Annotated in this window: 24 protein-coding genes; 8 read left to right on the forward strand and 16 right to left on the reverse strand. The window is 60.8% G+C overall.

Translation table 11 applies throughout. The annotated features are described in order from the left end of the window. Positions 1-129: 129 nt before the first annotated feature. The 7 genes from ACTX90_RS16265 (at position 130) to ACTX90_RS16295 (ending at position 6,733) form a co-directional block, all read left to right on the forward strand. Complete coding sequence (locus ACTX90_RS16265; protein WP_443442443.1) at positions 130-753, forward strand: hypothetical protein; 624 nt, start codon at positions 130-132, stop codon at positions 751-753. After that, a complete protein-coding gene (locus ACTX90_RS16270; RefSeq protein WP_443442444.1) occupies positions 750-1,460 on the forward strand; it encodes a response regulator transcription factor in 711 nt (236 codons plus the stop codon). The genes ACTX90_RS16265 and ACTX90_RS16270 overlap by 4 nt, the downstream gene beginning before the upstream one ends. A 23-nt stretch (positions 1,461-1,483) precedes the next feature. Next, the gene (locus ACTX90_RS16275; RefSeq protein ID WP_443442445.1) at positions 1,484-2,725 is read left to right on the forward strand and encodes an ATP-binding protein; all 1,242 of its coding nucleotides are present in this window, start codon (positions 1,484-1,486) and stop codon (positions 2,723-2,725) included. 302 nt (positions 2,726-3,027) lie between these two features. Next, complete coding sequence (locus ACTX90_RS16280; RefSeq protein WP_443442446.1) at positions 3,028-3,567, forward strand: hypothetical protein; 540 nt, start codon at positions 3,028-3,030, stop codon at positions 3,565-3,567. A 21-nt stretch (positions 3,568-3,588) separates the two neighbouring features. Next, complete coding sequence (locus ACTX90_RS16285) at positions 3,589-4,071, forward strand: hypothetical protein (protein ID WP_443442447.1); 483 nt, start codon at positions 3,589-3,591, stop codon at positions 4,069-4,071. Between the two features lie 296 nt (positions 4,072-4,367). Next, on the forward strand, positions 4,368-5,354 hold the full coding sequence (locus ACTX90_RS16290) for a YeiH family protein (RefSeq protein WP_443442448.1): 987 nt from the start codon (positions 4,368-4,370) through the stop codon (positions 5,352-5,354). Between the two features lie 1,217 nt (positions 5,355-6,571). Further along, complete coding sequence (locus ACTX90_RS16295; RefSeq protein ID WP_443442449.1) at positions 6,572-6,733, forward strand: hypothetical protein; 162 nt, start codon at positions 6,572-6,574, stop codon at positions 6,731-6,733. A 218-nt stretch (positions 6,734-6,951) separates the two neighbouring features. Here the strand turns inward: ACTX90_RS16295 and ACTX90_RS16300 are convergent, their stop codons facing one another. From ACTX90_RS16300 to ACTX90_RS16340, 9 genes are all read right to left on the reverse strand, one after another. Continuing rightward, positions 6,952-7,326: a hypothetical protein gene (locus ACTX90_RS16300; RefSeq protein ID WP_443442450.1), complete on the reverse strand. Its 375-nt coding sequence runs from the start codon at positions 7,324-7,326 to the stop codon at positions 6,952-6,954. A 486-nt stretch (positions 7,327-7,812) separates the two neighbouring features. After that, complete coding sequence (locus ACTX90_RS16305; RefSeq protein WP_443442451.1) at positions 7,813-8,691, reverse strand: hypothetical protein; 879 nt, start codon at positions 8,689-8,691, stop codon at positions 7,813-7,815. Positions 8,692-8,769: 78 nt separating this feature from the next. After that, on the reverse strand, positions 8,770-9,168 hold the full coding sequence (locus ACTX90_RS16310; RefSeq protein WP_443442452.1) for a hypothetical protein: 399 nt from the start codon (positions 9,166-9,168) through the stop codon (positions 8,770-8,772). A gap of 106 nt (positions 9,169-9,274) precedes the next feature. Further along, positions 9,275-9,802, reverse strand: coding sequence for an ASCH domain-containing protein (locus ACTX90_RS16315; protein WP_443442453.1), 528 nt, complete (start codon positions 9,800-9,802; stop codon positions 9,275-9,277). A 12-nt stretch (positions 9,803-9,814) separates the two neighbouring features. Next, positions 9,815-11,707, reverse strand: a complete 1,893-nt coding sequence (locus ACTX90_RS16320) for a sigma-70 family RNA polymerase sigma factor (RefSeq protein WP_443442454.1) — start codon at positions 11,705-11,707, stop codon at positions 9,815-9,817. Between the two features lie 465 nt (positions 11,708-12,172). Further along, on the reverse strand, positions 12,173-13,957 hold the full coding sequence (locus tag ACTX90_RS16325; RefSeq protein ID WP_443442455.1) for an SdrD B-like domain-containing protein: 1,785 nt from the start codon (positions 13,955-13,957) through the stop codon (positions 12,173-12,175). Between the two features lie 4 nt (positions 13,958-13,961). After that, positions 13,962-14,114: an SdrD B-like domain-containing protein gene (locus ACTX90_RS16330; RefSeq protein WP_443442456.1), complete on the reverse strand. Its 153-nt coding sequence runs from the start codon at positions 14,112-14,114 to the stop codon at positions 13,962-13,964. 235 nt (positions 14,115-14,349) lie between these two features. Then, entirely contained in the window at positions 14,350-14,844 is a 495-nt protein-coding gene (locus ACTX90_RS16335) for a hypothetical protein (protein ID WP_443442457.1), read from the reverse strand. Continuing rightward, positions 14,837-16,384 (reverse strand): sodium/proline symporter, encoded by a 1,548-nt coding sequence (locus ACTX90_RS16340; RefSeq protein ID WP_443442458.1) that lies wholly within the window; start codon positions 16,382-16,384, stop codon positions 14,837-14,839. The genes ACTX90_RS16335 and ACTX90_RS16340 overlap by 8 nt, the downstream gene beginning before the upstream one ends. Before the next feature lie 228 nt (positions 16,385-16,612). Here ACTX90_RS16340 and ACTX90_RS16345 point away from each other — a divergent pair, with 228 nt between their 5' ends. Next, a complete protein-coding gene (locus ACTX90_RS16345; protein WP_443442459.1) occupies positions 16,613-18,217 on the forward strand; it encodes a PucR family transcriptional regulator in 1,605 nt (534 codons plus the stop codon). 198 nt (positions 18,218-18,415) lie between these two features. On the opposite strand, the gene ACTX90_RS16350 is transcribed toward ACTX90_RS16345, so the two are convergent. From ACTX90_RS16350 to ACTX90_RS16380, 7 genes are all read right to left on the reverse strand, one after another. Then, the gene (locus ACTX90_RS16350) at positions 18,416-19,282 is read right to left on the reverse strand and encodes a hypothetical protein (protein ID WP_443442460.1); all 867 of its coding nucleotides are present in this window, start codon (positions 19,280-19,282) and stop codon (positions 18,416-18,418) included. Continuing rightward, complete coding sequence (locus ACTX90_RS16355; protein WP_443442461.1) at positions 19,279-20,031, reverse strand: hypothetical protein; 753 nt, start codon at positions 20,029-20,031, stop codon at positions 19,279-19,281. Before ACTX90_RS16355 ends, ACTX90_RS16350 begins: the two co-directional genes overlap by 4 nt. A gap of 86 nt (positions 20,032-20,117) precedes the next feature. Continuing rightward, a complete protein-coding gene (locus tag ACTX90_RS16360; RefSeq protein WP_443442462.1) occupies positions 20,118-20,780 on the reverse strand; it encodes a zeta toxin family protein in 663 nt (220 codons plus the stop codon). Between the two features lie 693 nt (positions 20,781-21,473). Further along, positions 21,474-22,274 carry a cytochrome c oxidase assembly protein gene (locus tag ACTX90_RS16365; RefSeq protein ID WP_443442463.1) on the reverse strand — a complete coding sequence of 267 codons (801 nt, stop codon included), beginning with the start codon at positions 22,272-22,274 and terminating at the stop codon, positions 21,474-21,476. Then, positions 22,271-22,732: a DUF2243 domain-containing protein gene (locus tag ACTX90_RS16370; RefSeq protein WP_443442464.1), complete on the reverse strand. Its 462-nt coding sequence runs from the start codon at positions 22,730-22,732 to the stop codon at positions 22,271-22,273. The genes ACTX90_RS16365 and ACTX90_RS16370 overlap by 4 nt, the downstream gene beginning before the upstream one ends. A gap of 6 nt (positions 22,733-22,738) precedes the next feature. After that, complete coding sequence (locus ACTX90_RS16375; protein WP_443442465.1) at positions 22,739-23,863, reverse strand: YihY/virulence factor BrkB family protein; 1,125 nt, start codon at positions 23,861-23,863, stop codon at positions 22,739-22,741. 165 nt (positions 23,864-24,028) lie between these two features. Then, positions 24,029-24,970, reverse strand: coding sequence for a zeta toxin family protein (locus tag ACTX90_RS16380; protein ID WP_443442466.1), 942 nt, complete (start codon positions 24,968-24,970; stop codon positions 24,029-24,031). Positions 24,971-25,054: the final 84 nt, after the last annotated feature.

The raw sequence follows: 25,054 nt of genomic DNA on the forward strand, positions 1-25,054 counted from the left end.
TCGGTTTTGTTACACAATCGACAGATTGGTCGACGGCAGTTTCAGGCGTTTTCACGGACTGCCGCGGGCATAATTGGCAGTGCCGGTCAGCGCTCCGCACACTTCCGGCAGACAATCGAAAGGGATCCCGTGGCTTTACGGCGTGCACTCGGCATGCTCTGCGCACTGCTGCTATGTTGTGGAACCAGTGCCTGCAGCACCAACGATCCGCTGCGGATCGAATCTCCGGCGCTCCCGACCACGCCTGCCGCGCGGTCCTCCGCACCATCAGTCAACGACGAAGGGGCTTGGGAACGGCCTTTCTCTCCCGCGCAGGTCAGGCAGGTCCTGCTGGCCACCGACCTGGACGCCGTGAGCACCCAGGAGAACTCCGAAGCGGACGTCCGCGAGTATCTAACCGAGTGCGACAAATGCTTGGTCGCGATGCCCGCCTACGAAACTGCAGGCGAAAAGTTTCAGATCTACTCCGTGAGCACCGCCGGGGACGCCTACAGCTTCGCTTCCTTCGCCATCCGTGATGCCAAGGGCACACCGGAGGTCGCGCTCGCCGTCGGAGGCTCCGACGTGTACCTGAGCGCGGGCAAGGAAGGCAGCCTTGTCGCGCAGGAAGCTGTCTACAGACCCGATGACCCCATGTGCTGTCCCTCGGGCTGGTCGGTACGCATGTTCCGCTACCAGGATGGGCAGTTCATCCAAGGCGACTCCTTCTCCAGCCCGGTCGATCCGGCCCAGGACCAGAGGAGGGAACAGTGAGGGCCGAAGGCGTCCGAGTGCTGATGATCGAGGACGACGCGGTCATCCGGGAGGCAACAAGCATCGGCCTTGAGCGCCTGGGCTACCACGTTCTGGGAGCCGAGGACGGCCTGGAAGGCCTTGAGCTCTTCCGGCGGCTGCAGTGCGAGGACCCGGTGGACGCGGTGCTGCTGGATGTCATGCTGCCGACCATGAACGGAACTCAGGTCTGCCGCCAGCTGCGCAGCTTCAGCAACGTACCGGTGATCATGCTCTCGGCCCGTGGCGAGGGTCTGGACATGGTCACCGGGCTGGACGCCGGGGCGGATGACTACCTGGCCAAGCCGTTCGACCTGCAGGTGCTCGACGCCCGGTTGCGGGCGGTGCTGCGGCGCACCGCGATGCCGCAGGCCAACACCGTTGCCCATGGAGAACCGGTGCCGGACGCGAAGGGGCTGGACATCGATCCGCACCGGCTGGTGGTGACGCTGGATGCGCGGGAGATCCACCTGACTCCCACCGAGATGAAGATCCTGCTGATGCTCAGCGAGGATCCGGGGGTGGTCGTCTCGCGCAGCGATATCCTCTCCGAGGTCTGGGGCTACACCTGGGATGCCGACCACCGCGTCATCGATGTCCATGTCCAGCGGCTGCGCCGGAAGATCGGAGCATCGCGCATCGAGACAGTCCGCGGCTTCGGCTACCGGCTGCAGGACGAAGCCCCATGAGCCTTCGGTGGAAAATTACCGGGATGACCATCCTGTCGGTCCTGCTGACCTTGGTGATCTCGGCGCTGCTGGTGCGCCAGATGATCACGATTTCCGAGGAACAGCGGCTGCGCGACGAGGCCACCGGCTCGCTGAAGCAGGCGGTGCGGATCCTGGATGAGACGGGAATCAGCATCCTGGGAGCCAAGGTCAACGATCCGCAGCTGCCGGCCGAGGCCCGGGATGCCGCCAAGGCAGGCCAGTACATCACCTACCGCGCGAGGCTCGACGGCCAGGACATCATCTACGCGGCAGCCCCGGTCAGCCTGGGCACGCAGCCGGCAGTCCTGTCCCTGTCGGTGTCCTGGGCCAACAGCCAGCAGATGCGGCACAGCGTTGACACCGCCCTGCTCTGGGCAGGTGTCGCGACGCTGGTTCTGGTCTCGGCATTGGGCACGCTCATCGTTTCCCGCCTCGTCCAAAGGCTGTCCAAGGGCTCCCAGGCGGCGCGCGCCATCGCCTCCGGCGAGCGCCGGGTGCTGGTGGAAGACGCGATCGGCAAACCCTTCGGAGGCAAGGACGAAGTCGACCAGTTCGCCGAGGCAGTGGACGCCATGGCCCAGAAGCTGAACGCGAAGCTCGCGGCCGAGCAGCGTTTCTCCGCTGATCTCGCCCATGAGCTGCGCACCCCGTTGACCGGGCTGGTCACCGCCGCCAGCCTGCTTCCCGAATCGCGTCCCACGCAGCTTGTCCAGGACCGGGTCGCCAAGCTGCGCAACCTCGTCGAGGACCTGCTCCAGGTCTCGCGGCTGGAGTCAGGCGTTGAAACCGCCCAGCTCTCGGAGCTGGACCTTGATTCCTGCGTTGCCGACATCATCGGGCGCATCTGCGAACGGCGGCCCGAGCAGTGCGCACATCTCGAGCTTCAGCTGCAATCCGGCGGCAGCACGGTGCTGGTGGAACCCAGGCGTCTTGAGCGCATCCTGGAAAACCTCGTCAGCAACGCGTTGACCCATGGCTCCGGGGCAATCCTGGTCGGCACCCGGGGCACGAGCGTCAGCGTGCTGGACCACGGGCCGGGTTTTCCGCGCAGCATCCTCGACACCGGTCCTGAACGCTTCGTCTCCAAGGGTGGCGGCATCGGGTTGGGGCTGACCATCGCCAGCGGACAGGCGCAGGCCCTGGGCGCCACGATGAAACTGTCCAACCACGGCGGCGCCCGGGTGGAGCTCACGCTTCAGGCGCGCACGGCAACAGCGGCAGCTCCCAGATCTCCCAGTGCCTGAGCGCTTGGCGGCTATCGTGCATGCCCCGGCAGGGCAGGCAGGCTGCGGTGGCAGGCGGCCACTCCCGCGCGAATATGTCGTAGGGTCTGTCTGGCGCAACTGAGCAGGCCACCGGGAACCGGGTACTCGACGTCACGGCAACGCACCCGACGCACATTCCGAACATTCGCTGAGGGCAAGTTCTCTATTTAGCTTTGACCCAAGCGGTAATAATCCAACTTATAAGATTGAAGTTGGGCATTTCGTTCGTTGGTATCGCTTGGCAGTTGCGCTATTCATCGAAGAATGGAAATTAGTGTCTAATGAGCCAACGCCGCGGCTTCAGGCGCTTTGTCCTGCCCATTTCCTGGCTGCTGACCGGTTCGGTGATCGCCGTCAGTCTTGTCAGCCTCGCCTTCACCGGCAGCAGTTCGGCCAACGACGATCAGCTGGATCCCACTGGTGAAGTGCCGGCGGAAACCGTCACGGTCGGCAAGGCCACGGTGGAGAACACCCTGGCCATTACCGGGACCATCAAGCTCGATGAAGCCCAAACGCTCAACGCCCCGGTGGACGGCGTCGTGAACTGGGCCTTCGTCAAGCCCGGCGACAAAGTGAGCAAGGGCGCCCGGATCTTCCAGATCCGTGCCGAAATCCAGCCCGAGGCCACGGACACCGCCAGGTCCGCTGACAACGGCTCGAAGTCCGCGGACGAACAACACCAGACGCCGGCCAAAGCCGTGGTGACGTACCACGACGTGCGCGCCACAGCCACGGGCAAGGTCGGCAAACTCGCCATCGCGCTCGAGGACGAGGTCACCAAGGGCGCAGCCCTGGGCAAGATGCAGCCGGAGAACTTCTAGGCAGTCGGCACCATCAACCCGTTGGACCGCTACCGGCTCACGGAACGCACCCAGAGCGCCGAGATCTCCATCGAGGGAGGTCCCGAACCATTCGATTGCAAGAACCTGTCCGTAGCGGACTCCGCCTCGGAAACCCTTGAGGCGGCGCCGGGCTCCGAGCTGGAATCCGACTCCACGATCCAGGGCATCGAGCCGGGCATGGGCTCCTTGGACGACGGAGGGCAGCCCGACGGTGGGTCGGGCAGCGAAATCTCCTGCGACGTCCCCGAGGATGGGGTGGTCTTCGAAGGTCTGTCCATGTGCATGGACATCGCTGCCGGATCGGCCGAGAACGTGCTGACAGTGCCGGCCACCGCGGTGGCCTGCGGGCTCGAGGTGCTGATCTCCATGGCAATCGTCAGCAATCCGAAGCTGATCGATTCGGTGCTGGCCACCGGCCTGGACGAAATGCCGGGCTTCCTGGTCAATGCCCCCTGCTGGGCATGGGGGTTTCCGTTGCGGTAGGCGCGCTGACAGGTGTGATGCCGGCACGCGTGCGGATCGTGGACGCGATCCGCGTCTAAACCGTCTAGCGCTTGCGGGACCGGCGGGCATCGAGACTATTCCTCGGTGCCCGCCGCCTGCAATTAACGTCCCATATGAGTGCGATATGACCGCGATAGCGATATAGGCATCACCGGCAGGAGCCGAATCATGGCAAAGTCAATTACATGGCACCTGATGAACCCAAGCGAACAAATATGTCGGCGGACCCCGCTCCCGCCCCGGCACGCGATGATGCGCAGCCGAAACCTTCCGTCATGACACGGGTCAGCGGCTTCCTTCCCGGTATCATTCTGTGCCTGGCAATGGGCGGCGTGTCGCTTGCCGCGGCCCGGCTGGTGCCGGGCATGAGCGCGCTGCTGATCGCGATCCTGCTCGGCGCGCTGTGGCGCAACCTGGCGCCCGTGCCCGCAGTCTTCGGCCCCGGGGTCACTCTCTCCGGGAAAAAGCTGCTGCGTACCGGCATCGTGCTGCTGGGCTTCCAGCTCTCGCTGGGCGCCATCCTGGCCCTCGGCCCGGGCGTGCTGGTCATCGTGGTCCTCTGCGTGGGCGTCACCTTCCTGGCTACCGTATGGATCGGCGGACGCATGGGCATTGAGCTGCCCCAGCGCCTGCTGATCGCCGCCGGATTCTCCATCTGCGGCGCGGCCGCCGTGGCCGGCGCCGAGGGCGCCACCCGGGCCAAGCAGGACCAGGTGGCCACCGCCATCGGTCTGGTGGTGCTCTTCGGCACCCTGATGATCCCGCTGACCCCCGCGCTGGGTGCGCTGCTGGGCCTGAGCGAGACGAACATCGGTGTGCTCATCGGCGCCTCCACCCACGAGGTGGCCCAGGTGGTCGCCGCCGGCGGCGCCGTGGGCGCCACCGCGCTGAGCGTGGCAGTCACGGTGAAGCTGGCCCGTGTGGTCATGCTCGCCCCGATCATGGCCGGGCTGTCCCTCTACATGAGCCGCAAGCACAACATTGAAGGCGGAAAGAAGCCGCCGCTGGTCCCACTGTTCGTGGCGCTGTTCCTGGTCGCCATGCTGATCCGCACCAGCGGCATCCTGCCCGAGTCGTTCCTGTCGCTGGCTTCCACCGCGCAGACCATCCTGCTGGCCGCCGCGATGTTCGCCCTGGGCCTGGGGGTGCACCTGAAGTCGATCGTGAAGTCCGGCGGACGCTCGCTAGTGCTGGCGCTGCTGTCCACGCTGGTCATCCTGGTCATCGCCGTGGTCGGCGCGCTGCTCTACAGCCCGATGTAAATATCCAAGCCAGGCGGATCCACCGCAACCGGAAAGGCCGTAGTGGATCCGTTTTTCCCTGCGGACCGGTCGGTTTCACCGCGGAACAGTCCCGAAATCCTGATCACGCCGGCGGCACCTCCCGCTTGGGCAAACGTTGTGACTTGATACTGCGCATTGGGCGATAAACTGTCGTTTTACTCGCGCTTCCATGGGGTACTTCATGGCATCGACATGGGACTTTCCCGTCGAGGCGGCAATTCTGCATCATGGAAACGCGTTCCCTCAACAACGTGAGTCTTTTCGCCGTCGTTCTCAAAACCACGAATGAGAATGCGTAGTGATGCCGTTATTTCGTTGTCCGGGCAGCGCAACAATATGAATTCTGGATCACTAGCTCAGATTCTTTCATTTATCCAACAACTTTCCACCCATAAAGCGCGATGATAGTTGTAATAGGTGGTGAACAAGGATATTGACGTTGTTTCGCTCCTACGAGAGCTGGATTCCAGTATTGAAGAAAGAACGAGTGCGCGTTCGTGGCTGCTACGCTCAACGGAGAACGACATCTTCTCGGTGGTGGTGCCGTCGGTTTAGCACGTCCTTGCTCGTACGGTTCGCATCTTCACCTTTCATCAGGGTTCTCCGGTACGCCCCTTGTTTGTAGGCCGCCCGGCCACCGCTGGTGTGCTTGAGCAGGCCATGTCGCGGCACGTGGATGTGCTCACACAGCGGCCGCTACAACTGATTACCAAAGACACAATTTTCACTCCCGGCGTTGAGCATCCGGCTCCTACTCTCAGAAAAGCAACCTCCGGAAAGAAAGCATGAAGACGTTGGGCCATCGCGCGGTGCCTTCTACTGGTGGATAGGCCGGTGCACCAATCAGAGTTCGCTAGGGGTGAGTCAGCAGATGGTCTCTCGTGTTTGCAAGCAGCTTCGCCCCTTAGCCACTCACACCGTTGATGGCGTGGAAACCCACGAGCCGGTAAAGCTACAGGAACGGTGGCCAGAAAATTATCCTGGGGCGGGTGGGCAGCAATTCGGAAGGTACAGCTTGGACCCCATCGTTCAACAAACCTTTATAGCCGTGTGCGAAGTGCAGCTACTCGACGTGCATCCTCTGGTCAGCGAGGATATGGCTACGGATCGGTTCATAGCCCCGTCGACCTTGCCGGCTGCGGCATGGGACCCGTCCCTTTGGAGGAGGCCACCCTGGTATCCCCAAGAGCCCCAATGTGTGGCGGTTGACTGGGATCGGCGCCTTCTTCCTCAGCGAGAACCTGAAACTTGCTGATGCCACCATGGTCTACTGGGACGTTTTGAACAGCAGCGATATCGAGACCCTAGATGCAGCAGAACACCTCGCCGCTCTGATCATCGCAACCCTTTCGCTATGATCATTCCGCCCAAAATCTATACCTTAGCCACAAGCGTCGCAGACGACTTGGGACTGGGGAGTGTAGGTTCAGCCACTAAGGCAGGACTCACGACGGCCTTGTTCGGCGCGAAAGCTCCTCCGTTGCCTGCTGATTTCAGCCCCGTGGTTGCGTTGTTGCGCACTATTCGATCCTCTATTCGCAAAGTTCAGAGTGCGGGGCTAGCCCTGCGCGTGCAGCTAGGCGCAGAGCCTGCCTCGCTTAAAGCAGATCTTCCGGACATCGAGCTCCAGATCGTCGAACCCAACCTGGCGAACCATCTGCCCGGCATGGTTCCGGTATTCGTAGACCGTTTGCGGCAGCACCACCCCGGGCGCTGCTCCAGTCACTGCCATGACCATCGAGAAGTCTTCACCCTGGGGGGGGGGGAGCCCGCCCCAGCCGCCGGCGGCGCGCAGGACTTCAGCTAGGACCATCAGGACTTGAGTCGACATCGGGAACTCGCCAGCCGGCTCCGACCAGAGCGCATGGATCTGACCTGGTAGGTAGTGCGCTGGTTGTGCGGGGCTAGCCCAGTGGCCGATGAGTTGGTTGGCATCGTCAATGTTGGCCATCTGTCCGCCGCACCACCCGATTGAAGGGTTGGCTTCGGGTTCTTCGGCCCGGGCGATCAGGCCGCGGCCGGCACACGGTCGTCGTCATCGGCGCTTGTGATGTACTCACGGTGGTGTGCAAAAGTCCGATGTTGCGTGCCAGGACTTGGCCGAGCGGCCGGCCCGTGAAAATCACCTCAGCGCCCCACTGCGGGAGCTCAGTTTTGGCGCCGTCCACGACGACGACGTACTGGATGTCTGGGAGCTGCAGCTGCTCGTTGAGCTCGTCGAGCCACTTGACCCGGTGGGGCTGCAGGTTGGTGGCGGTGATGACAGAAATCTAGGGCGTGACAGCCCTTCCGGTTTCCCACTCTCATGCGCACATTTTCCTTTAGTGCGGCCGAACAGCGTGGCCGGTCAGGGCTTATAGTGATGACCACCGATCTGGCGCGACAACAAGATCGATGGTCATCAGTGCTGGACTCGAGACGTTGCCGTTGGGGTGGCTTAGAACGGCGAGTTTTCCATCTCTAGCACGTCCTTGCCGCCCTTGTCCCAGGCGGTAATTGAACCTGTGTTCCAACGCAGTCCGTCTACCATCCACTTGCCATTGATCTTTGCCATGGTGATCTGTACGACGCTTGTGGCCTCTCCTCCATGATCATCAGCCAGCTTGTAGCGATCCACCTCGGTGAAGTTGAATTCCAAGATCTTGTGGCCGGTGCCGTCAGCGCGGCCAGCTACGAAGTCGAGCCCCTGGAAGCCAATGGACTGCTCTTTAGTCGTGTCGATGAGGAAGTACTCATGATCGCTGAGGTCCGAACCGTCCTGGGCCCACAGCCACTCGGACAGCACGAAGTGGTAGGGGACAAAATTGAAAAGGCCATCTTTTGCGAAGGCCTTTTTGGCGTCAGAAACCAATGCCGGACTCAAGGTCTTGTACTTGCTGAGAGCCTTTTCGTCGCTCTTGGTGTTTCGAGTTGCACGACTGAACTCCGGGTCGGTCCGCAACTTCAGATAGGTGGCCATGCCTGCCTTGTATGCCTCCTCAGCTTCTTTAGCGCTGAACGTGACGGTTCCGTCGTCGGAGACAACCTTGGCGAACTCAACCTCATTGCCATCCATGGGAAGCATGCCGTAAGGGTCATCGCTGGTCGCGCGTTCGACGCTGAACTTCATGTCGTGCTTCGCGTAGTCCAGATGCGTCGTTGGCTTTGTCGGTGTGGGGCTTGGTGTCGGCGTAGCTTCTGCCTGGGCGGTGGTGGTTACCGAAGAGCTTGCGGGTGTTTCGGCGTCGGCAGCGGCTGAACAGCCGGTTAATCCGGCGACAGCCAGTGCTAAGGCTGCGATAGACGCGACTGTTTTGGCGCGCATGATGGTCCCCATTTTTGTCCTTTGTTGCGAAATTGATGTGAGCGAATTAGACGGAACAAGAGTATCTCTTACGGCTTCGGAGTCCGACATTTATTCCATGATGCTGTTAAAAAGACGGCCGGTGAGATAGCAGTTCTCCGAACCCTGTTGCACCTGGAAATGATGGCAACGCCCGAGAACAGCGCTAAGGTCGAGCGTGAATGTGCCAGGTGCGATGCCAGAGGAAATACCAAATTCGCTGTCCGTCGACAGAGCGGTCAGCGCCGCAATGGAAGCCATTTCGAGATGCTCGGCGATCGTAGCCATGCTCGAACGGTCGACAATCGATCTGCTGAGCACTAATGTCGCGCCATCTGGCTCGAACGTAAGCCTTAAGGCTTGTTCTTCAGGAGCGACCGTCAAGGTCCGAAAGTCGGCATATCGCGCGGTTACGCGAGCGAGGGTCTTCGGCCGTGAACTGGGCGCCGCCGGCATCGCGAAATTCTTCAACAAAAAACTGATCCGTACCCCCGCCTAACCGGACCCGGCCAGCCCGATCCGGATGCCTGCACCTCCTTGCACGCACCCTGGCCGGGCTCGCCGTTTTAACTGTTTGTCACACGCCCGGCGCATCCGCGAATTCCGGCGGCCAGCAGATTTCATCGCGCTCCAGCAGCAGCTCCTCGCCCGGCTGCGTGGTCTGCTCCGGCGTCCAGTCGCTGCCGTTCTCCGCCTGGGTGCGCGTCCAGTACTCCCGGTGCACCCGGCGCCAATATTCCAGCGAGAGATCCCCTTCGCCTTCGGCGGCGGCGAACTCGGCGGGCACGTCGAAGAAGCTGGATCGCTGCACAGAAACCACACGCTGGATGATCCTAGGTTCTCCCGAGCCGTCGCATACCACCCAGTGGTCCCCCGCCATGGGTTCAGCTTCGCCGTGCTGCCTGTATTCCTTGGCCAGCGATGAGGTGGCACGCTTGGTTCCGTACATGACCTCGTGCAGCAGCTCTTCGGCCAGCTCGGCGCTGTCCCCGTAGCATTCGACCACATAGCCCGGAGCGTCCTCGGGCGCGATGGAGCGGGCGGACAGGTACGCGCGCCACATCTTCTCGGCGGCTTCCAGGTTCAGCTCGGGCAGTTCGCTCATTGGACAATCGTACTAGTCGCCCAGCTCGAACTCCTTGTAGAAATCGGGGTTGGACGGCATGGTAAACCGAATCGACTGGCCGTCGTGCACATGGATCAGGTTCACCCGCAGGACGGCTTCGCCGACGCAAGAAATCGACATTCCGCTGAGGCTGTATTCCTTCACCCGGCAACTGCTCGTCGGATCCGGCCAGATGACGTCCGCATGCTTGCATCGCAGCTTCAGGTCGTATTTCTGCGCAGGGTCCGCGGGGGTAGTCACGAAGTCATAGGCGGGCACCGATTGCCCCTCGACGCGCTGCATCGAGATCTGAACCGTTTCCCTGTTCAACTCATCTTCCGGCTCGTCTGAAGGGATCGGAGCAGGCGTTGGGGTAGGCGTCGGAGTTGGCTCCGGAGCCGGTTCCGGCGTCGGGGTCGGTTCCGGCGTCGGGGTTGGTTCCGGTGTCGGCGTTGCAGTAGGTGTCGGAGTCTGCTTTGACTCCGGCGTCCTGGATGTCTCGGGAGTTGGCTCGGACGACGGAGTCAGGGTCGGCTTTGGCTCAGGGGTGGAGACCGGGGCCTTGGTTGCCTCGGGAGTTGGTTCAGGTGGCGGGGGAGATATGGGCGACGGTTCGACAGTGGGCACCATGACCGGCTTCGGGGATGGTGATGGCTTTACCGGCGGTTCCGGGACCGACGTGGCGGATGGCTCCGGTGCCGGAGGCTCGGCCGAAGGCGCCGGAGATTTCTGAGCGACCGGAAGCTCGGTCTTCGGCGCGTCCGCGACGATGTACTTTTCGAACGTTGCACGGTCACCGAACATCTGATGAGGTTCGATCTTCGGTGACGTGGTTACCGCGGTAGCGCTTGGAGCAGGAACGGCCGGGGCCTCCTGGACAGCGACCTTCTCCTGCTTGTCATCAGCGGCGATCGGCGGGATCAAGCCAGCCGCCGACGCAGCAACGGCCACGGTAGTCAGGCCTACGCCAACCGCGGCGACACTGCCGGCGGCGAAGCCCGATCCCACACCGCCCGCGGCCGTGGTCGAGGCTGCCGCCGTCTCTCCGGTCGCCATGCTGAAAACTGTTGTGCCGCCGGCGACGGCGGCGGTGCCGGTTGCCACCCCGCCGACCGCGGAAATGCCCAGCGCAGTAGCTCCGCCGACGACAAGCGGAAGCACATAGGCCCGCAGTTTCAGGCCAACCTGGCTCAGCTCGCCGAAGACGGACGAGCAGTCCTCGCAGACCGCCAGGTGGGTCTTCACCATGCGCTGGTCTCGGTTGCTCGCGTTTCCGCGGATCAGCGAGGGCAACAGCTTGCGGGCGTCGGAACACGTCGGTGCAAGATCGATGTGCTTGTTCAGGTGTGCCGCCAGATACGCTTCGCGGAGGCCCTCGCGTGCGCGTACTGCAAGCGCGGAGACGGCATTGGGCGTCAGGCCCAGCAACGGCGCGATTTCGCGCGGGCGCAGATCTTCGATTTCGATATGCCAAAGGACAGCACGCCAGCGTTCAGGCAAAGACTTGAATGCGCTGATGACAAACGATGCTTCGGCACGCTTCAGGGCTTCGTCGGCGTGGGGATCCCCCACCTCGAATTCCTTGACGTCATCGGTGACTACGTGTTTCGAAGCGGCCTCGTTCCTCGAAAAGGCTTCACGAGAAACGACAGTCAGAAGATAAGCACGGAAGAACTCGTCGGGTCCGAGCCCGCGGCGAAGCGCGTCGAAAACCCTGAGGAAAGCCTCGGAAACAACATCTTCCGCTTCCGACGGAGTATCCGTATGCCGATAGGCAACGGCCAGCGCCAGCTGCTTATGGCGTTTAAATAGCTGAGCTTCAGACTCGCGATTCCCGTTGCGAACCCCCAGAATCAGGTCTGCATCGCTGACCCCAGCAAAACGATCACTTGAATCTATCGTCATAACGCCCCAATCACTTCTATTGCCTCAACGCACCGCGCTTCTGGAAAGAAGAGTTTCTGGCCTTCTGCTTTCCATCCCCCCCAAAAAGCAGATAAGTCCATTTTCGAAGACTATAGCGAAAATCCAGCGAACGTACGAAACAACGGATTCACCCGTTATGCACGTCACCAGATTCCGGCGATGTAGCCCTCATCGCTGTCATCGGCATCACGCCCTGCATCAACATGGATTGATGCATTCCGTTCAACCGCTCCAACGGCTCCTACCAGTGCGCATGGTCCGTGCAGACATCACAAAAGCGGGTTCCCTCCAGATGGCCACACTGATTAAGAGGAAGGAATGCGGCTTTCATGACGCCAATAATTGAAATTTCCAGAAAATTTTTTGGTGGAAGAAAGAGCGCCGGATGTCCAGGCCCCAAAAGGGTACCTGTGCATCCGGCGCTCAGTCAGCCGTTAGCTGCGTTTAGCTGTGGCGTCCGCGGTTGCGACGAGTGATCATCACACCGGCAGCAGCCAGCAAAAGCCCGGCGACCAGAACAGACAAGGCCGTGAAGCCCGTGCTTGCCAAGTCGTCCTTCTCCTCGTCCTTCGGATCTTCAGACGCACTAGGCTTCTGCGAATCCGCAGTCGAGTCGGTGGAGTCGGCAGGCTCAGACGGTTCCGGGCAATCCGAAGGTCCGGCCGGTTCGGACGGGTCCGAAGATTCGCCCGGCTCGGACGGATCCGATGGCTTCGCTGATTCAGACGGCGCTGGGCACGTCGGTTCAGTTGGCTTGCTCGGCTCTGAAGGATCAGCCGGCTCCGTCGGAGTCGTAGGCTCAATCGGGGTCCATGGCAATGGCTTCTGGAAACCGAAGTCCAAGGTTGGATCACGGTCCCCGTCCTTAGTTAGGCCCTCCGACTTAGCTTCCCAAGTCGACGAATCCTTATCACGATCACCGCGGTTCTCCGGAGTCGGCGCGTAGTCCTTCAGCGCGTCCTTCGAAGCTTCCTTGTCGATCTTGACGGTGTACGACACGCCGTCCTTCAGAACCGGTAGGTTCTCGAAGGTGTACTTACCGTTTTCATCGGTAGTGACTGGGCCGACAGGGTTGCCGTTCACATCGGTGACAGGCTCGCCATCCGGGCCAACGACGATCAGTACGACATCCTTGATGCCATTCTCATCGTCATCCTGAATGCCATCCGCATCCTCGTCGAACCATACGTAGTCGCCCACGGAAACCTTCGGCTTCACGAAGCCGAAGTCCAGGGTGCCGTCGCGCTGGTCGTTCTCGGTAAGTCCTTCAGACTTGGCTTCCCAAGTTGAAGAGTCTTCGCTGCGGTCGCCCTCGTTTTCACGCGTCGGAATGTACGGAGCAAGTGCTTCTTCCGACGATTCCTTGTCGATCTTGACCGTGTACGACTCGCCGTCCTTAAGAACTGGCAGGTTCTCAAAGGTGTACTTGCCGTTTTCATCAGTGGCGACCGGGCCAACCGGTTCACCGTAGATATCGGTGACAGGCTCGCCGTCCGGACCAACGATGGTCAGAACGACATCCTTGATGCCGGGCTCGCCGTCATCCTGCTTGCCGTCTCGGTTGGTATCAACCCAGACGTAGTCGCCAACCGAAACCTTCGGAACGATGAAGCCGAAGTCCAGGGTGAGGTCTTCGTCTCCGTCCTTGGTCAGGCCCTCGGTGGTGGCCTCCCACACCGACGAGTCATTCTCACGGTTGTCATCGGTCACGATCGTTGGCACGTACGGAGCCAGCGGTTCCTTCGACGCTTCTCGATCGATCTTGACGGTGTACGAATCGCCATCCTTGAGAACCGGAAGGTTCTCGAAGATGTACTTGCCGTTCTCATCGGTCGTCACCGGGCCAACAGGGTTGCCGAAGACGTCGGTGACAGGCAGTCCATCTGGGCCGACAATGGTCAGAACGACATCCTTGATGCCCTTCTCGCCCTCGTTCTGGATACCGTCGCGGTTCTCGTCGACCCACACGTAGTCGCCCACGGTGACCTTTGGCAGCACGAAACCGAAGTCCAAGGTGAGGTCTTCGTCCTCATCCTTGGTCAGGCCCTCGGTCTTGGCTTCCCAAGTCGAGGAATCCTGATCGCGGTCGCCATCGGTTTCGATGGTCGGGATGTACGGAGCCAGGGCTTCTTCCGAAGCTTCCAAGTCGATAGTGACCGTGTACGACTCGTTCTCGCCCAGAACCGGGAGGTTCGGGAACAGGTACTTGCCGTGCTCATCGGTGGTCACCGGGCTAACCGGATTGCCGAAGACATCGATTCACAGGATTGCCATCCGGACCTGCAATGGTCAGAACAACATCCTCGAGGCCCTTCTCGTCAGCATCCTGGATACCGTCACGGTCCTCGTCAACCCAGACGCAGTCACCCAGAGCCGGATCAAGCAACCATTAATGCCGAAGTATCAAACGAAGTACCGTTGAAGTTGCAGAATACGGCAATCACAATCGCAACGTACGAGTCATTGCCGGGCCCTTCACCCTGCTTTGGTGACGGGTGGCTATGGCAGCTTTGGGCGAGCGCCTGTGGCTTGAAGTCTTGTTGTGCCCGTCCCCGTTGACACACTGATACCCCGGACTCAACATTTCGATTCCGTGGCACCAGCCATTAAAAACTTTTGGGTCAAGACTCGATGAAGAAATATCCGCCGTTTAGGCCATCCACGATGACCCGGTAGTTTCTTCCCTGGATCCGGACGTCCAGAATCCAGTTGGGTTTCCAGACTTTTTCTACGGAAGCAGTTTCCTTCACGCCGCCTTTCCACGTGAGACGGGCCTTTCTCAGCGCAGCCGTGGACAAGAGTGCCTTCGCACGCTGGCGTGCTGTTTCAAATGAAATACTATTCCAGCTTGGGTCGGAGACCGCTTCCACGTCGTCGACTTCAAGGACTGGATCGCTCTCCCAGCGATCGCTGATAAATGCCTTGCCGGAATAGTAGTCCACCAAGGCGCGGGCAGTTTCCCCACGACCTGCGAGCGCAGGTACGTGGAACTCAAACCCGGCGAAGGGGTGACGTCTCAGGCTGGCCGAAACAACCTCAAGGTCCGGTGCCTTGGCCTGAAGAACTTTCGCAGCGTGCTCAGCGTCGACAATGGTCTTCAGCAGAATTTCATTCATGACGCCCAGCCATTTCAGCCTGCCCTGCAAGCAGCTGGTCCTGACCCAGCAGAAGCTTCGCCGGGATACGGCCGACCTTGGCGGTCTCGTCCAGGGCGCGGACAATACGCTCCGGAACTGGATGGGATTTTTGCGATGTCAACGAGCCGATGATCATGGCTGCGGTCGATGCAACGATACCCGTCACCATCGGGTCGATGCCCGTAGTATCCGGCAGACCGGAAACCTGCCAGAAGACGGAAACCAAGGTACCGGCAATCATCGACGAAATCGCGCCAACAGTATTGGCCTTCTTCCACCAGACCGCGCAAACATAGGACGGCACAAACGCGCTGCCAAGAACGGTGGTGGAGAAGATCACGACGGCGGCAACAGCTGGCGGATCGAAAGCTGCAATTCCGTAGCCCACCAAGGCCAAGGCCAACACCGTAATGCGGGAAACCCACACCATCTGGCCATCGCTCATCTTCTTGTTGATGAACCTGGCGTAGATATCCTGGCTGGCAATAGTTCCAGCCTGCAGGAGGAGCGCGTCCGCGGTAGACATGATCGCTGCCATGATCGCGGCCATCACGATGCCCACGGCAAAGGTCGGCAGTACTGCATCTGCCACCGCAAAAATCGCGGTTTCCGGGTTCGCCAGATTAGGCAGCAGGATCAATGCGAACATGCCCACCAGATACGGCCCCGGGATGAACAGCAGGTTGAAGATCACCGAGTAGACACCGGCAGTTCGGGCCACCGAGGGCTTCTTCATCGCCATGTGGCTGACGACTACGTGCGGCCACCCCATGTAGCCGATGGAGAACACGAGCAGTGCGCCGAGAATGACACCCCACTGGCCCTCGAAACCGAGATCGGCTCCCCACATGGTAAGCATGTTCGGGTTGATTTCACCGATGGCATTGTTTCCTGCGGTAAAGCCGCCGATGGCGATCAGGGTCGCAATGAGGATCCAAACCATGCCGATCACCATGATGATTGCCTGCACGAAGTCGGTGTAAGCCACAGCCAGGTATCCGCCCATGAAGGTGTACAGCACGATGACGCCGATGGCGATGGCCAGGGCCACCGGGAAGGAAACGCCGGAGACCATCTCAAGTCCTCGCCCGCCGGCGATGAACTGAGCCAGCACGTAGAAGAACATGCAGAACAGCGCCACTGGTGCCGCGATGAGGCGGATCCACTTTGACGGGTAGCGGTGCTCCAGGTATTCGATCGAGGTGATGGAACCCAGGATCTGCGAGAGCTTGCGCATCCTTCGGCCCAGAACGGACAGGTTCAGGATGCCACCACCAATGTCGCCCAAGGCGTACCACATGCCGAAGTAGCCTTGGGTGTAGCCGAGCGATCCGGCACCCATGAACATGTAGCCGGACATCGAGGAGCTCTGCAGGCGCAATGCGGTCACTCCGGGCCCAAGGCTGCGGCCTCCCAGGAGGAATCCTTCAGAATCCGCATTGCCTCGCTTCATTGCCCAGAACCCGATCCCTGCCATGGCGAGGAAGTAGATGATCAGGAAAACAATTTCAATGCTCACAGTTCATCCTTCGCATCTTCTCGTTTCCAACCACGGCTCAACCACATGAATCCGGCTGTATATAGGACCCACGCGGCAGGAACCGCAAGGATCACAAAGGTCGTGAATGCTGGTAACCCGAACATGACGACGTACCTCCTTGTACATCAAACACTCTGTATCATGTGAAGCAGATCACTGATGAATCTAGTGATAGCAAGCTTTCCATAGAGCAGGAGGTCCCGAACAGTGGCAATCCGTGAGGATTTTTCGGCTTTCCATACAGTCTGTCCGGAAAGTTCCATGCTTACCGTTGAACAGCTGCTTCGTATGCCTTCCGTGCTAGTTGGTAGGCCACAGGTTTTTGCGACACCGGATGAACTTCTGCGCACCATTGGATGGGCCCACATTCTGGAAAACTTCGAAGCAACTGAATTCCTTCGTGGCAATGAGCTAGTCCTGACCACTGCGATTGGTTGGGACGAAGATCCGGACTTCGAACGCTACGCGGCGAGCATGGCTCAGCTGAACATAGCGGCACTGGTTCTGGAACTCAGCGAACGTTTGCCCGCTGTTCCCCAAGGATTGGTGGACGCCTGCAATAATTTCGCGCTTCCCTTGATCGTGATGCACAGGCCAGTCGCCTTCGTCGAAATTACCGAGGCGATCCACCAATGGCTTTTCGCCCAGCAAACCCAAAGGGTCAAAGCCGGTCGTGAAATTACCGAGCACTTCACGAAAAGCATGCATCAAGGCACTCCGACGGACGCCATTCTCATGGATTGCGCACGAATGCTATCCAGTACCGTGCTCCTTGAGGATTCCGGTTACAACATCCAGAACTATGCTTCCGTGGACATCCTGCCCAGGAATTACTTTGAGCAGTGGCAGCATCGTTCACGGGCATCCCACAATTCTGGCAACTCGGACAGGCATGCTGTTCCCATCCGAATGCACGGAAAGCTTTTCGGTTCGCTCATCTGCCCGAAGGAGGCTGCGCACCCAGCCGGTATCGAACACGTACTGACCATGGCCGCCACCGCCATTGGTGCAGACCTCCTGCGGCGTCCGGAATCCCGGCTGTGGAGCTTGGGCACCGGCAGAGGGCTCCTCGAAGACCTGCAAAGCGGAATGGAAAGCAATCTGGAGTTCGTGCACGGACGGTTGGAAGCTGCTGGCCTGCCGATTGATGATTCGGTGCTGCAAGGCTTCGCCATACGGCTATCTGCAGGCCACGACATCCAGCGTGCGGCGCAAGAACTCGAAAGGACTCTCTGCCCCCTGGCGAGCTGTCTTGTCGGGCTGATTCATGCACCTCATGCCAAGCTTTTCGGTCTGCTCTCCCACAAGCAGGATTCCCGGGGTCCGCTCGATGAAGCACCACTGCGAGAAATTCATTCGGCGCCCCATTTCGAGGGCGCGCTCTACCTGGGGCCGGCCGCGGTCGGACTTGCGCAGGGGCAAGCTTCCATGAACCAAGCCGTTGCTGCGTGCGAGCTAGGACTGAATACCCAAGATGAGCTCGTCAACGCAGGAGAGTATCCTTTGGCTTTGCTAGCCCATGAACTTCGCCATGAGCCGTCAATGCAACGGCTGCCGCAAGAACAGCTTGCAGGCATTCTGGCACTTGAATCGTCTCGCCGGTTTGAATACCTGCGGGTGCTGGAGGCCTGTCTGGCCTCGCCGACCAACAGATCCCAGGCCGCGTCATTAAGCCATTTGTCCCGCTCCGTGTTCTACCAGCGGCTGGCAACGCTTGAGCAGTTGCTTGGAGCAGATCTCAACGACGCACAGACGCTGACGATCCTGACCCTGAGTCTGCTCATCTACCGCCAAAGCCATCAGGATACCTAGCCGTCCCATCAGCAAGCGCTGCCTCTGCCCCGTTCAAAGCCAATTTGATGGTTATGCTCAAGCATCGATTGGGATCCAGCCAAGGAACATTTCATTGGTTGCTGGCTTCGGGAAACCGAGTTCTCCGAATCAGGCAGCCACTGCTCAGCTCCTGAAATGCCCGAACCGTCCACCAGTCCCCCCGGATCAGCAACGTCATCAGCGGTTGTCTCTCACGAAGTCGAACCGCACATCAGGATTATCGTCACGCAACGACATCACCACGCCGAACTCGCGGCTCCACCCATCGTGGATCAGGAAATATTGCCCACCGACGTGCTCAAGCAGCCTCAATCCGTCGTAGCGGTAACCGTATCCCTTGTCAGAAATTCTGGTGAGTTCCACGCAGGGTGCATCAAGGTTCAACGCCGTGGTGCTATGCACCACTACCCCAGGCAACAGCGGGACCTGTGCTTCGAAATTCCGCGCCAGCTCCGTTCCCTCGACAGTCGCATAATTCGAAGCCGAACTGAATAGCGCGATGCCGATCAGCACCGCCGTCCCGGCCCGCAGCAGACCACCGTTGTCGGCAGACAGGGACGGCACTTTGCCAGCAGCGCTCCGGAGCCCGAACGCGTACAGCAGAAGCAGCAATCCGGCCGCGCACAGCAGTGGAAAGGCAATGTATGCCGTCGCAGGAAATCGCCCGCGGAGCACCCATCCGGCCAACGGCAGAACGATGATCGCTACGGGCAGCAACCTGCACGTCCACCGGTAGATCCGGTCGTTCGCGCCGCGGCGCCGCAATCTCATGGACAACAGCTGGTCCATGAGCACCCAGACCAGAACGGCCAAGGCCACCACCAGCATGAGCACCAGCACTGGCCGCACGCTGCGCAGCAGATAGTCGCGGGTGCTCATGTTCAGGATGCTCTCATCGATGCCCAGCGCCTTGGCCTGGACTTCGCTGCGTACCCAGCCGAAGTACACGAGCAGCGCGGTGAACACACCAACGTTCCCGATGACCGCGGCGATCCTGCGCATGAGCTCGCCGCGGTCGTGGGATTCCACAGGTTCGGTGCTCATAGCGTTGGCGATACCTGGCCAGAGGTATCAGGGAGGGATTGCGTCGGCTCGGTACTCTCCGCAGGGCTCTCGCTGCTCGAGGTCTCGGTTGCCGTCGTCGGCGTTCCCGGATCTTCGGTCGGAGTCGGGGTGTCCGTGGGCTGGCTCTCGTCGAAGTCCATGGTCAACGGGTCGTCAACCAGTCCCGTGGGACCGACAATGTTCTCCGGCGGCAGGCCTCCGGGGCAGGGAAACGCGGTGCGCGGCTGCTGTTCAAGCACGCTGCGCACCGACTTGTAGAGTTCGCACTCGGGTTTGCCCTCGGGCAACCCCGACAGGCCGTAACGCTGGGTTCCATAGGCGTACAGTTGCCCTGCGCCAGCCACGTCGCCAGTGCAGAGTTTCAGCCCTGCTGCAAAAAGCACCACGTTCAGCGGGCTACGGAAACCATATCCGTCGGGCGCCACCGCATCCAGATAGGCCTGGCCTTCGGCGCAACCGTTCTGCAGCGCTGCATAGGCCGGCCCGTCGTTCCCGGCCACGCTGGTGTCGCTGGCCGGCAGCCCCCACGAGTAGCTCTGCGCTTCAGATCCATTCCCAGCGGAGGAGGATCCGTTGCCGCTCTGTGTATTCTCGAAGGAGCTGGTCGCAGCGGTCGACGGCGCTGTGCTGGAATCGTCTTGCTGCCCCGGGTTCGCACAACCTGACAGGACCAGTGCCGCAACCAGGCTGAGCATGGTCGACCCCATGGCTTGCCGGTGATTATTCATCTTTGCGCCCCGTTCCGTGCGTGGCGGGCGGTTGAGGATTTCACCGTTGGATACCCGCACCGTGGGGTCAGTATGGACCTTCGGCATTACCTTGGCGTTACAGCAGACGGCTCGCTCCGCCTGCTATGGGGTTTCCACCAGCTCCGCGCCGTAGCCGGATTTGGGCATGTCCACCTCCAGCACACCGATATCGTCCGCATCCGCGGTATCGCTGTCGGCCGTGCGGCACGCGCGGTAGCGCAGCCCCTCCGGGAGACTCGAAAGCCAGTTGCTCTGCAACAATCTCCGGCTTGGACTTGTCCCCCCGGCGCGTCGAAGACCTTGCGCGCAAACTGGTAAGGGGCACAGCGAGCACCCAAGTCGTCCCGCGGTTCCAGCGAGGCTGCAAAGGCTTCTTTCGAGCGCTGGGTGATGCGTTGCTGCGAAACGTCGAAAGGCACCCGAACCTCGATGGTCTCCACGCGGTATCCCGCAGCGTCGAGTTCGCCGATGGGTTGCCGGGCGCCGTCTGCTGAATGCAACACCTTGTCCACGACGATATTCAGTCCCTTGGCAATGCAGTCGCTGCGCAGGGCTGTCGACAGCTGGGAGGATTCCTCCGGCACTAGCGTCGCCAGCTCCACCGGGAAGAACTCCTCCCCCGCAACCTCGCGCCGCTTGATCTCATTAGGCTTGATCTCGGCTTCATAGTTGCCGTTCGCCTGCGCTTCGCGTAGCAGAAGCTCCTTGAATTCATCGGCGTCCAGCACCAGGTAGTCCTCGAGGTGCTCCCCCAGCAACTCCGTGAGCAGTGTGCTTTCCCGGCCCCCCCGGGTGCTCCGGTCAGAATCATCGCGCGCCGATGCCTTTGTGCGTGCGGCCAGTGGCCCCGATACTCCTTCTTAAGCGGTTTGCGCAACTCGCGACGCTGCGGTTTCGGCTTCATGGATCCGCTGCCGGCTTGGTAGAACTCTTCAGGATTGCGCACCGTGATGTTCTCGGAATCCTGCGCCAGCGCCTGCCCCGGATGGGACAAGCGATCCACGCTGCTTAGGTGGTGTTCAATCTTGTCGTTCTAGCTTTTCGATTCCTCCAAGGTCCCTCATCAGCCATTTATGATGTTGAGAGTCCCCGACGAGTGGGATCGCAGGGACCTTCGACCTACCAGCCTGGGCATGGTGGTTTGCCCCTGCTATCCGGTCAACAGCGCCCATCACGGCCGGCAACGAACTCGGCGCAAACGCCAGAATCAGGCGTTCATCGCGCGGGTCCATCGGATGTTGACTGCGTGGCGCGTCATCATCCGAGCTGGAGCGCATCACGAGGTTCCAGTGCTTGACGAAATGCCTTGGAGCGCCCCATCATCGACACCACCTAGAACAACAAGCAGAACGGCGAGTTTCCACAACTTCTTAGATGCAGCCGAGTTTTTCCTGCGGCTGGAGGGTGTGGGGATGCCTATCTCAGAGCTGGCCAGCGGTCTTCCTGCGATGTGTCTTCGCCCGGTTACCCAGGATCCACGGCAGGCAGAGGCCAATGAGGAGAGTGATCTCGACGGGCATGCCGGCGTAGTACATGATCTGCGCGCCCGTCTGGGCGTCGGCTACTTGCAGGCCTGCAGGAGGCATCGCGTAGAGGCTTTTGGCCAAGATGTTGTGGGCAGCAATGGCCATGACCATCACAGCCGCACGTTCTCCGGGGCTTCGCCGGTGTGGCGCGGGATCCGGCCCGCCGAGAATTGCATAAGCGAACAGATAACCCGCCAATAGCACGTGCAACTGGATGAAGGCACCCACCAGCAGGTTGTGGTGCATCAGTTCGAACAGCGGCGATCTATAGATCAACCAGAGTCCGCCGACATTCAAGATCGCCGCCACGAACGGGTTCGCCACGAAACCAGCCGCTTTGCCGGAAAGAAGCCGTCCAAGCCGTCGGGCGGTGGCATGCGGCAACGCCCGCAGGGCCAGCGTGACCGGCGCTGCGAGCACCAGCAGCAAGGGGGCCAGCATTCCCAGTAACACGTGGACGACCATGTGCACGGGGAAATCGTGGTGCGCAAGCTCGGCCAGAGGACCATACACGGAAACCAACACCAGCAGGCAACCGGCAAACCAGGATACCGTACGGTGCGCTGGCCAAGTGCTCCCCTGTTCCCGAAGCTTTTTATGCGCCAGCCCGTAGAGCACCATGGCCGACATAACTGCCGCCACCCAGATGAGCTGCGCGGGATCCGTGGCCCACGTTTGATCCACGGCCTTAGTCACGATTCGTGCCTGCGCTGCATTCGACTCGTCATGGCCCGGAGGGCAATCCCGGCTGCGAGCATCACGGCGGCGACCACGTTCCACACCACATCATAGGGAAGCAGCGGAACTCCATACCTGATTTGGTGCAGGCCCAGCAGCTTATGCTGGACCAAGCCGTCATACAGCTGGAAGAATCCCGCTCCGGTGAGCATGCCGGCGGCAAATGTCAGCTTGGCGAACTTGGCATCGCGGACCAGCCCCACCATCATCAGCAAGCCCGCGACGGTCGCAAACCAACTGAACGCATGGAATAGCCCGTCGGACACCAGACCCATGGAACTGCTGGACTTGTCGTAGAAGTGGTGCCAACGCAACAGCTGGTGGAACACCACTTCGTCCAGGAACGCTACGCTTCCGAGCCCCAGGAACACTCCGGCGGACAGGTTTCGGCCACGCGCTGTGACGGGAAGATCCATCGGCGCTCACTCCCGGGGGGTGCCGGTATCCGGCTTCGAGCCGTCGTAGGCCTCGTCCAGGTCTTCCTCGCGTTCCAGCTCTGCAGCGATCCGCAGCTGCTTGCCCTCGCGGATGTCCTTCTCCTCCTTGGACAGCTGCTTCTCGCTGGCCTTGATGTCCCGCGGAGGAAGCTGGATTGAGCTCTCTGCGGCAATCCCGGACTGAAGCTGCCGGGCGCGCTCCACTTCCGAATCGAACACGACGCCGAAGAGCAACGACAGATTGCCGATCCAGATCCACAACAGGAGCACGATTACGCCGCCAATGGCGCCGTAGGTTTTGTTGTAGTTCGAGAAGTTGGCGACGTAGAAGAAGAATCCAAGGGTGGCAATGGCCAGGATCAGCAGTGCAATAGCCGATCCGAGGCTGATCCAGCGGAATTTTGGTTGCCGCACGTTCGGCGTCCCGTAGTAGAGCAAGGCGATCATGAGCACCGCCGCCAGCACAATCACCGGCCATTTGGCGATATTCCAGACCATGATCGTGGTTTCCCCGAGCCCGACGACATCTCCGATGGTCTGGGCCACTGGTCCCGAGACGACGAGCAAGATGATCAGCAACGCCGCGCACAGGAGCAAGACCAAGGTCACCAGCAGCATGATCGGCTTCAGCTTGTACGCCGGGCGGCCTTCCTGCACGTCGTAGATCTGGTTGATGGAACGGCCGAATGCCCCCACATAGCCCGAGGCGCTCCACAGCGCACCGATCAAACCGACAGCAAAAGCCAGTCCGGCCGACGGCGCCGCTGACAGCTGTTCAATCGGTTGCCGGAGCGTCTCAACCACTTGATCGCTGGCAAACCGATCGAGAATATCGATCATGGCCTTGGTGGTGGTTTCGGCTTGACCCACCAATCCCAGCAGCGAGACCAAAGCCAGCAGGCCGGGGAAGATGGAGAGCATCGCGAAGTAGGTCAGTGAGGCGGCCAGGTCCGTGCACTTGTTGCGGGAGAACTCGCTCAGCGAACGCTTGAAAATGTACTTCCATGAATTGCCGTGAAGCTGGACCGGGGAATCCGGTTTCGAGTCGTCCTCCGGTTCAGGGGCATTCTTGTACTTGCGCCGCGTATCCGTGGCCGTTCCTTCATCCACGTCCGGGCGACCTTCAAACGGGTGACCAGATGCCCCGGTTGACTTGACCATTTCCAAACCTCCGCGAGATCTTCGACTGCTCGTGTCCTTTTGCCGACATTGAAGCAGGATCCGGTGAAGCGCATCAATGGCATTGCCGAAATACTCAGGAAGAGTGGCGCGCGGCTAGGGTTGCGGCGTGGCTGCCAGTTCCGCTCCGTAACCGGATCTGGACATGTCCACTTCCAGTGAGCCGAAGTCATCAGCATCTGCCGTGTCGCTGTCGGCAGTGCGGTACGCGCGGTAGCGCAGCACCGCAGGCGACTGGAAGGCCAGTTTCTCGGCAATGATCTCGGGCTTGGACTTGTCCCCCGGGGCGTCGAAGACCTTGCGCGCAAACTGGTAGGGAACCCAGCGGGCGCCCAAGTCATCCTCGCCGTGCAGCGAGGCCTCGTAGGCTTCCTCCCAGCGCTGGGTGATGCGTTGCTGCGAGACCTCGAACGGCACGCGCACCTCCACGATCTCGACACGGTAGCCTGCCTCGTCCAGCTCGGCCATCAGCTGATTCGCTCCATCCGCCGAGTGCAGCACCTTGTCCACCACGATATTCACTCCCTCGGCAATGCACTGGCTGCGCAACTGGGTGGAGAGCTGGGAGGATTCCTCATGCACCAAGGTCGCCAGCTCCAACGGGAAGAACTCTTCCCCCGCCGTCTCACGCCGCTTGACCTCATCGGGCTTGATCGTCGCTTCATAGCTGCCGTCAGCCTGCGCTTGGCGCAGCAGAAGCTCCTTGAATTCATCGGCGTCCAGCACCAGATAATCCTCCAGATGCTCGCCGAGCAGCTCCTTGAGCAAGGTGCTCTTCCCCGCCCCCGGAGCGCCAGCCAGGATGACAGCACGCCGCTCCTGTTTGGCCCTGGGCCATTTGCGGCGATAGTCGGATTTCAGCCGTTCGTGCAGCTTGCGGCGCTCCGGCTTGGGCTTCATGGTGTCGCCCCCGTCTTGGTAGAACCATTCGGGATTGGACACCGTGATGTTCTCCGAGTCCTGCGCCAGCGCCTCGCCCGGCCGCGACATGCGATCCACGGTGCGTCGGTGGTGTTCAATCTCCTCTTTTGCCGCCATGTGCCGTTCCTTCCTTTTCCTCCACCGTAGCGGGGCGGATTTCCGGGTGCGAGAACGCGGCCCGGAATTCCAGCCGGTTTCCAG

Source organism: Glutamicibacter soli, assembly GCF_052322135.1.
In the GTDB taxonomy this organism is placed as follows: Bacteria; Actinomycetota; Actinomycetes; order Actinomycetales; family Micrococcaceae; genus Glutamicibacter; species Glutamicibacter soli.

What these genes read in the sequence shown, in the direction of transcription:
- ACTX90_RS16275 (WP_443442445.1), top strand. Translation starts at nt 1,484, where the DNA reads ATGACCATCCTGTCGGTCCTGCTGACCTTGGTGATCTCGGCGCTGCTG.
- ACTX90_RS16280 (WP_443442446.1), top strand. Translation starts at nt 3,028, where the DNA reads ATGAGCCAACGCCGCGGCTTCAGGCGCTTTGTCCTGCCCATTTCCTGG.
- ACTX90_RS16290 (WP_443442448.1), top strand. Translation starts at nt 4,368, where the DNA reads ATGACACGGGTCAGCGGCTTCCTTCCCGGTATCATTCTGTGCCTGGCA.
- ACTX90_RS16300 (WP_443442450.1), bottom strand. Translation starts at nt 7,326, where the DNA reads ATGGCCAACATTGACGATGCCAACCAACTCATCGGCCACTGGGCTAGC.
- ACTX90_RS16305 (WP_443442451.1), bottom strand. Translation starts at nt 8,691, where the DNA reads ATGGGGACCATCATGCGCGCCAAAACAGTCGCGTCTATCGCAGCCTTA.
- ACTX90_RS16315 (WP_443442453.1), bottom strand. Translation starts at nt 9,802, where the DNA reads ATGAGCGAACTGCCCGAGCTGAACCTGGAAGCCGCCGAGAAGATGTGG.
- ACTX90_RS16320 (WP_443442454.1), bottom strand. Translation starts at nt 11,707, where the DNA reads ATGACGATAGATTCAAGTGATCGTTTTGCTGGGGTCAGCGATGCAGAC.
- ACTX90_RS16335 (WP_443442457.1), bottom strand. Translation starts at nt 14,844, where the DNA reads ATGAATGAAATTCTGCTGAAGACCATTGTCGACGCTGAGCACGCTGCG.
- ACTX90_RS16350 (WP_443442460.1), bottom strand. Translation starts at nt 19,282, where the DNA reads ATGAGCACCGAACCTGTGGAATCCCACGACCGCGGCGAGCTCATGCGC.
- ACTX90_RS16355 (WP_443442461.1), bottom strand. Translation starts at nt 20,031, where the DNA reads ATGAATAATCACCGGCAAGCCATGGGGTCGACCATGCTCAGCCTGGTT.
- ACTX90_RS16370 (WP_443442464.1), bottom strand. Translation starts at nt 22,732, where the DNA reads ATGGATCTTCCCGTCACAGCGCGTGGCCGAAACCTGTCCGCCGGAGTG.
- ACTX90_RS16380 (WP_443442466.1), bottom strand. Translation starts at nt 24,970, where the DNA reads ATGGCGGCAAAAGAGGAGATTGAACACCACCGACGCACCGTGGATCGC.